Source organism: Flavobacterium sp. (assembly GCF_035456225.1).
Lineage (GTDB): Bacteria > Bacteroidota > Bacteroidia > Flavobacteriales > Flavobacteriaceae > Flavobacterium.
In genome coordinates this window covers 1-8,326 of sequence record NZ_DATIDM010000046.1, presented here as the reverse complement: position 1 = coordinate 8,326, position 8,326 = coordinate 1, and the positions used below count along the sequence as shown (strand labels likewise).

The following is an 8,326-nucleotide window of genomic DNA, read 5'->3' as shown; positions in this document are numbered from 1 at the left end:
GTCTTTGCATTCTATTTTTATATTGGTAAAACTGCCATCCTGAACTTTTTCAACAGCTTTTATTATGCCTTTAAAAAGTGTTTTTTTTTCCTTTTTGACAGTAACATTAAAAGTGATTTCATCGTTTTCTTTCAAGGAATCACTTGGATAAGTTTCTTTCTTGTCGACATCCCTGTTGGAAGCAATGAAAGTGAATTTGGCCGATGGAATTTTATTTAGCTCAAAATGAATGTGTGCCTCTTTGAGTAAGGTATCCAAACCATCGTTTTTATCTTTTACCAGAATTTCCAGTTTTAAGACTTCATCTTCATCTATATAGGGTTTTATCGGCATAGGAAACTATTTAATGGGAGGAAAAATTATTTTCTCCCCTAAGCGAATATTTCTAAAACTCAAAATAGCGTTTGATTGCGCTACATCTATATAATAATTGGGGTTTTCATAGATGTTTTCAGCGACAAGAGTAAGTCTGTCATTCATCTCCATTTCCCGTTCATGGGTCAAATCAGGAGAGCTTTTCTTTTGTTCTGCAAGCATCATTTTGTAGGCCACAGTTCCTTTGAAGGTGCATTTGGCCTTGGCTCTGATGGGTTTTCCGTCTTTTCGAAACAAATAGTATTCGACTTCCAGGTTTTTTAGGCGGCATTGTAAACTGTAACCACCCCATAAAAGTTGTAAGTATGCGGTATGATGTGTTTTGCCATTGTAGCCTAACAAAAGATTTTTGAAGTCTTCCAAATCTTCTTCCACCGATTTTACTTCATCAAAAGGATTGACCACGACGGGTTTCAATGCGTCAAAAACACCGCCTGCTTTATCCAGAAAGGAAGTTGCCCCTTTGCCGTCTTTTATTTTACCGGGAGGAATTACACCAGAGCTGTCAAAAAGGAATTCGAAGGTAACTTCTTCAGGTTCTTTTTTGTTTAATTTTAAATCGCTTCCCGTTGAACCCATAGGCTGACTTTCATCAAAAACCACATTGTTCTTGATGGTGTATTTTTCCGGGTTGAGTTGCACAAAAATGGTTTTCTTCGGGTCTTTTGTGTAATCATTGGTTTCAAAAACCTCAATCCTCATTTTGTCTATAATGCCTAAAGCTGCCTGTATCATCGTTCGGATTTTTCTTTTATTTTTTCTAAAACTTTAGAGGTGCATTCGCGAATAAGCTCCGATTTTATAGATTCCAACTGTACTTTATCCAAAGGAATTTGGGATTGAAAAGAAGGCTTTTCTTCTTCAATTTTTACGACAATGTGTAATTCTTTGATTTCTATCGGCATAATTTTTAGTATAAAAAAGATAAAAGCAGTGCTTCCTTTAAAAACCCGGAATGGGAATTTCTTTGAAAAAGTTGTATTTCAAGGCTATAGACTCGACGACTATTTTGTTTTCTTCGGCATTAAAATCTCCATAATCTATCGATAATGGAATAGCATGAGAAACATACCAGGCCTTTACAGGGTTTCCGTTTTCGTTTAATAAGGAAACCACCAGATTGGCAGGACTGAAGTTGAAATTTTCGATAGCATTAAAACACCACATCGCTACGCCGGACATATCCGAAGTAAGCGCTCTTTTGAGTACCAAATCCTGATAACCAGACCGTATTGGCAATTGATGGGTAAACCTGTTTTGGCCTCCTTCTTTTACCGATTCCATTTCCAGGGTTCCTTTTAAGCCTCCCACACTTTGAAATTTGGTATCGATGCTTAATTGAGGGAAAATTTCAAAAAGTACCGAGAAATGAAAACCAACTATTGGGTTTGAACTCGCCATGACATTAAGCTACATGCTCCATCGTAAATCCGTGGTTGGCAATCTCAACGGTGTCTATTGCAGCCTCGTTTGCATCGGATTTCATGTCGGAGCATTTTAAGGAAACAATAAAGCAGTCTTTCACTTTCCAGACTACAACAGGGGAGTGATTTTCGTTCAGTAGTGAAATGGTGATGTTGCGTCTCTCGACAGTATTCATCGCTACGGTATTGTACCATTGATAAAATTCATTGTCTCCTGCAAAAACACCTCTTTTGAGCGAAATGTTGCTTAGTTTTTGCAAACCGGGCATTTTTTTCTTGAAAAATTCAGGACTAGAGCCAACACGATGTTCTATAACATCCATTTCTTTATTTAAACCGGAAACTTCGGTAAAAGCTATTTTTGTACCGCCCCATTCAACACTAAAATGGAACTTTGGTATCGGGAAATCTGTATTAGGCATAATATTATGTTTTTGGAATTAATTGCTAAAATGACTTGTGAAAGGATTGTCTTTTGTAGAGATTATGATTTTTGCTGCATTTGTTTGAATTCAAGTATAATGAACTCAGCAGGTCTCGATGGAGCATATCCTATTTTCACGATTAATCGCCCTTCCAGAATGTCTTGAGCAGTCATCGTTTGGTTGATTCCCACAGCCACAAAAAAGGCATGTTCGGGTTTGGCTCCGGCCAATGCACCATCGTTCCAAATCAGGGTCAGATAATTTTCAATCATTCCTTTTACATTTACCCAGGTTTGAGAAACATTAGGCTCAAAAACATAGCGCATACAGGCTTTTTTCACCGATTCTTCAATCATGTTGGCAAGTCGTCTCACGTTGATATAGCGCCAGTCATTGCTGTTTCCGTCGAGTGTACGTGCTCCCCAAACCAAGAATCCTTTGCCTGTAAATTTGCGAATGGCATTAATGGATTTACCTGTTTCATGTACATTCATAGGTTCTTGGTCTAAGTCGTTGATGTCTCTTGTTAGGCCAATAACACCATTGATGCTGACATTAGCAGGTGCTTTCCATACTCCTCGGGTACCATCGGTTTGGGCATAAATTCCTGCTATGGCACCGCTTGGAGGAATCGTATTCATACTTTGGGATAATTTGGCAACAATGCTTCCGTAAATTGGCATTTGGGCGATGAGGTTATTTTCCTGTACCAATTCGTATTTGAGAACAGCATTTATTGCAGTGTCCAGCGAGTTTATCACAAGAGTGTGTAATTTGTTGAGTTCGGCTTGAATTTTTACAAAATCAGGTTCATTATGAACAACAGGAGTTGCAACTGAATTACTCAATTTACCATCATACTCGTTTGGTACAGATTGTGGAGTTGCCAAAATTGTAGCACCCCAATCGCCATTGAAGTCGGTATTAGCTACTGTTGCTAGTGGCAAAGGATCAACATCAGAGGTACCATTGGCTTTTTTTAGGCTTTCATATGCTTTTTTAAAATCGATTAATTTTTGTACTATCGGTTTTAAAGAAATGGATACGATATCTGAATTGGCAAAACTAACTAACCCAGGATTGGTAAAATCGTCCGGTTTGCCAAAAACTTTGATAAGATTCCAGCTTTTGATTAAATTGGTATTGAGTTTTGCTGCGTTTACTGTTCCTGACCAGTCCAATAATTTATTGGCTGCGATTGCCGTTTCACTTTTCTTTTTTAAACCCGAAGCATTATCCCAAACATCAGTATGAAGTTTATCAAAAGCATCAATACTATCTTTAAGGGCAGTGTCGTTTGGGAAAAATTGTTTGAAACCACCTGTAGCTGTCAATGCAGCGCTAATATCTGAAAGTCTGAACGTTTGTGGAAAACTACTTGTCAGATACGGATAATAAGCTGCACCATATTTTAAATTATTACTTCCGATGCTATCTCTGAAATCATCGTTATCTTTTTTTGAAGTTGCGGCACTATCGTATTTCACGTCCATAATCACAAAACGATCCATTAGTTTTTGACACTGTATTAAGGCTTGTTTTTGAACTTCGCCAAGGTCAGTCACACTAAGGTTTACAGCATCTGGAAATAAGAGTAATGTAGGTTCGTCGTATTTTTCAAGAGTGGCTATACCAGCAATAAATTTGGTTTTCGTAGCTGCATCAAAACCAGGGTTTTCTTTATACAAACCAATGGATACTATGTAACATTCTCCTCCACCATTAGCATAAAAAAGTTGCAGACTATTGTAAAGTTTGAATTTGCTTTCTGCAACTGTAGAATTATCGGTTGGGAGAGAATTGGCATCCAGCTCGACAGTGATTCCTGTTGGTTGGGGAGCCCCTCCATAAAGTTGCTGAAATTCCAGAAAAGAGGATACTCTGGTTGGAATATTTGGTGTGGGTGCATTTTCGGTAAAGCCAACAAATGCTGGAACTGCAGTTGCTACTTGAGCCACAGAAGGCGGGAATGCGTCAATCTCATTGATGTAAACCCCAGGTGTTTTAATAGAGCTAATATTCATGACTTGTTTTTATTGGTTCTTAAAAAATTGCTGAAACACTAAGTTTTTATTTTAATGGGAAGGAATTAGATTCTATTTCCCCCGTTATATCTTTTTTGTCATTGTTCCATAATTGAATTTTTGCCTTATCAATGACAGGATATGTTGGTAGATTGTTTTCGTTTTGTACGGCTATCATTTTCATGGTGTACAATACGGAGGGCATATATCTACTTCCTAAGTAGGACCACATTTGGTTGAGTTGATCCGATTTTAGGCTAACCAAATCTAAAATGAGTTTGTTCATGGATTTGGATTGAATTTCAGTAACTTCGGTTTGTTCCAATAAATTTAGGTCATCATAATAAAACACATTGTTGTGTTGCAAACATTTTATAATATATTCTAATTTGTCAAGACCTTCGGAATAACTATCTTGATTTCTAACGTATGAAGTAAACAACAGTGATAAAATCAAATTTTGGGTTGGTTTTTTATACTTCTCAACCGTGTTGCCATTTCCGGGATATTCTTTGTAAAGACTATGGTTTCTAAGGATTTTTTCTTCTTCAATATTTACCAGCGAAAGAATTATTGTTGATTTGTTTAATAGAAATTGATCTCCATCATTTAGCGTAGCAATATTTGTCAGTTCTATAGGTACCGTAATCCCATTATTCATCTCAGCAATTTCAGAAGTTATTTTCTTGGAAAGTTTATCAAGTATCTTGGCTAAATTCATTGCTATTACGAGTTAACACACTGAGTTCTACAAACTTACGGATATTTAAAATCTAATATATAGGTATAAATACCTGTTTTTTTAATGTAAAGTGCTTTGTATGAGTAGTTTATAATTGTTTTTTATTGGTTTTGAAGCTTCAAATAAAGGTTGAAAGGATAAAAAACAGTAAAATGCAACTTTTACGCATGCTCGGTGTCTTTTTATTTTAAAATTCCTTAATTTCGCACCTCGATTTAGAATACGATAAAATGAGTACAAAATTTACTGAATACAAAGGACTTGACTTGCCAACAGTGGCTTCAGAAGTGTTGGATTTTTGGAAGGAAAAGAACATTTTTGAAAAAAGTGTAACCACTCGAGAAGGAAATGAACCTTTCGTGTTTTTTGAAGGACCGCCTTCGGCTAATGGATTGCCTGGAATACACCACGTAATGGCGCGTGCTATTAAAGATATTTTTTGTAGATATAAAACCCAAAAAGGATTTCAGGTTAAACGAAAAGCGGGTTGGGATACTCACGGTTTGCCAGTGGAATTGGGTACCGAAAAAGAATTAGGAATTACAAAAGAAGATATTGGTAAAACCATTTCTATCGAAGAATATAACGAAGCGTGTAAAAAAACCGTTATGCGTTATACTGACGTTTGGAATGATTTGACCGAAAAAATGGGATATTGGGTAGATATGGAAGATCCTTATATTACCTATAAATCCAAATATATGGAAACGGTTTGGTGGCTTTTGAAGCAAATCTACAACAAGGATTTGATGTACAAAGGTTATACCATTCAGCCGTATTCGCCAAAAGCCGGAACAGGATTGTCATCGCACGAAGTAAATCAACCGGGTTCTTATCGTGATGTTACAGATACTACGATTGTGGCTCAGTTTAAAGTTTTGGATGAGTCTTTGTCTGGTTTAGAAAAAATATTTGGTGTTGGGCATTTGTTTGAAAACACCTATTTCTTGGCTTGGACGACAACGCCTTGGACTTTGCCAAGTAACACTGCTTTGACAGTAGGTCCAAAAATTGATTATGTGTTGGTAGCAACATTTAATCAATATACTTTTCAGCCAATGAATGTTATTTTGGCAAAATCTTTAGTAAATAAACAATTTGCAGGAAAATATTTTGAGGTTTCTGACGCTTCTGAATTATCGAATTACAAAGCTGAAGACAAAAAAATTCCGTATTTCATTGGAGCCGAAGCAAAAGGTTCTGATTTAGTTGGAATTCGTTACGAACAATTATTGCCTTTTACATTGCCATATCAAAATCCTGAAAATGCCTTTAGAGTAATTTCGGGAGATTTCGTAACTACCGAAGATGGTACAGGAATTGTACATACTGCGCCTACTTTTGGTGCAGACGATGCCAAAGTAGCCAAAGAAGCTACTCCAGAAGTACCGCCAATGTTGGTTTTGGATGAAAACGGAACACCGGTTCCTTTGGTAGATTTGCAAGGAAGGTTTACTTCTCACATGGGGGAATTTGGTGGCAAATACGTTAAAAACGAATATTACAACGATGGTGAAGCGCCGGAACGTTCTGTGGATGTTGAGATTGCCATTCGTTTAAAAGAAGAAAATAAAGCCTTTAAGGTTGAGAAATACGTTCACAGTTATCCACATTGTTGGAGAACGGACAAACCAATTTTGTATTATCCTCTGGATTCCTGGTTCATTAAAATTACCGAAGTTCGTGACAGAATGTTCGATTTGAATGAAACTATCAATTGGAAGCCAAAGGCAACTGGTGAAGGGCGTTTTGGAAATTGGTTGAAAAACGCCAATGACTGGAACTTGTCCCGTTCTCGTTATTGGGGTATTCCGTTGCCAATATGGAGATTCGAAGACAAACAAGAAGAAATCTTGATTGGTTCGGTAGAAGAATTGTATAACGAAATTGAAAAATCGATAGCGGCCGGAGTACAAAAAGAAAATCCTTTCAAAGGTTTTGAAATCGGAAATATGACAGAATCGAATTATGATTTGATCGATTTGCATAAAAATGTAGTGGATGAAATTACATTGGTTTCGGCTTCCGGAAAACCTATGAAACGCGAATCGGATTTGATAGACGTTTGGTTTGATTCTGGTGCTATGCCTTATGCACAATGGCATTACCCATTTGAAAACAAAGAAAAAATAGACCAAAACAAAGATTTCCCTGCCAATTTTATTGCAGAAGGTGTGGATCAGACTCGTGGTTGGTTTTATACTTTGCATGCTATCGGGACTTTGGTTTTTGATAAAATAGCATACAAAAATGTAGTTTCAAACGGATTGGTTTTGGACAAAAACGGACAAAAAATGTCAAAACGTTTGGGCAATGCAGTAGATCCTTTTGAAACTTTAGGAGAATACGGTCCCGATGCTACGCGTTGGTATATGATTGCTAATGCGAATCCGTGGGATAATTTGAAATTTGATATAGAAGGAGTAGCAGAGGTTCGTCGAAAATTCTTTGGAACACTTTACAACACCTATTCGTTCTTTGCATTATATGCCAATTTAGATAATTTCACTTATGCTGAAGCGGAGGTGCCTTTAAATGAAAGACCGGAAATCGATCAGTGGATTATTTCCGAATTGAACACGCTGATAAAAGTTGTGGATGAGGCGTATGCTGATTATGAACCAACTAGAGCAGCTCGTGCAATTTCTGAATTTGTTCAGGAAAATCTAAGTAACTGGTACGTACGTTTGTGTCGTCGCCGTTTTTGGAAAGGTGAATATGCTCAGGATAAGATTGCAGCATTTCAAACGCTTTACACCTGTTTGCTTAGCATCAGTAAATTAAGTGCACCAATTGCACCTTTCTTTATGGATGCTCTTTACAGAGACTTGACTAAAGCTACTGAAACGGAGAAATTTGAGTCTGTGCATTTGGCTCAGTTCCCAATTTCAGTTGAAAAGTATGTTAATAAAATGTTAGAGTCTAAAATGCAGAAGGCGCAGACTATCTCTTCTCTTGTTTTATCACTACGAAAAAAGGAGATGATTAAGGTACGTCAACCTTTGCAAAAGGTAATGATTCCGGTACTTGACGAGAATCAAAGGATTGAAATTGAAGCAGTTTCAGACCTGATAAAAGCGGAAGTAAATGTAAAAGAAATCGTGCTTTTGGATGATGCTTCCGGTATTTTGGTTAAACAGATTAAACCGAATTTCAAAGCTTTGGGGCCACGCTTTGGAAAAGATATGGGATTGATTTCCAGGGAGATACAAAATTTAACTACAGAACAAATCTCACAATTTGATAAAGAAGGCTCGCTAACTGTTGTAATTGCGGGAAAAAGTGTAATTTTATCTTTAGAAGATGTAGAAATATCTTCACAAGACATAGAAGGAT

8 protein-coding genes are annotated in these 8,326 nt (G+C 37.0%); 1 reads left to right on the top strand and 7 read right to left on the bottom strand.

Annotated elements, in window-relative coordinates; translation table 11 throughout:
- The 7 genes from VLB74_RS02650 to VLB74_RS02620 form a co-directional block, all read right to left on the bottom strand.
- A partial coding sequence (locus VLB74_RS02650; RefSeq protein WP_325201921.1) for a hypothetical protein occupies positions 1 to 333 on the bottom strand: 333 nt, incomplete at its 3' end.
- A gap of 6 nt (positions 334 to 339) precedes the next feature.
- On the bottom strand, positions 340 to 1,110 hold the full coding sequence (locus VLB74_RS02645) for a CIS tube protein (protein WP_325201920.1): 771 nt from the start codon (positions 1,108 to 1,110) through the stop codon (positions 340 to 342).
- Positions 1,107 to 1,280, bottom strand: coding sequence for a DUF5908 family protein (locus VLB74_RS02640; RefSeq protein WP_325201919.1), 174 nt, complete (start codon positions 1,278 to 1,280; stop codon positions 1,107 to 1,109). Before VLB74_RS02640 ends, VLB74_RS02645 begins: the two co-directional genes overlap by 4 nt.
- 37 nt (positions 1,281 to 1,317) lie before the next feature.
- Positions 1,318 to 1,776: a phage tail protein gene (locus VLB74_RS02635; RefSeq protein WP_325201918.1), complete on the bottom strand. Its 459-nt coding sequence runs from the start codon at positions 1,774 to 1,776 to the stop codon at positions 1,318 to 1,320.
- 4 nt (positions 1,777 to 1,780) lie between these two features.
- The gene (locus VLB74_RS02630) at positions 1,781 to 2,221 is read right to left on the bottom strand and encodes a phage tail protein (RefSeq protein ID WP_325201917.1); all 441 of its coding nucleotides are present in this window, start codon (positions 2,219 to 2,221) and stop codon (positions 1,781 to 1,783) included.
- A 62-nt stretch (positions 2,222 to 2,283) separates the two neighbouring features.
- Positions 2,284 to 4,248, bottom strand: a complete 1,965-nt coding sequence (locus VLB74_RS02625; RefSeq protein WP_325201916.1) for a phage tail sheath C-terminal domain-containing protein — start codon at positions 4,246 to 4,248, stop codon at positions 2,284 to 2,286.
- Between the two features lie 46 nt (positions 4,249 to 4,294).
- Positions 4,295 to 4,969: a Pvc16 family protein gene (locus VLB74_RS02620; RefSeq protein WP_325201915.1), complete on the bottom strand. Its 675-nt coding sequence runs from the start codon at positions 4,967 to 4,969 to the stop codon at positions 4,295 to 4,297.
- Positions 4,970 to 5,220: 251 nt separating this feature from the next.
- Between VLB74_RS02620 and ileS the strand changes: the two genes are divergently transcribed.
- On the top strand, positions 5,221 to 8,326 hold a 3,106-nt coding region (ileS, locus tag VLB74_RS02615), incomplete at its 3' end, for an isoleucine--tRNA ligase (protein WP_325201914.1).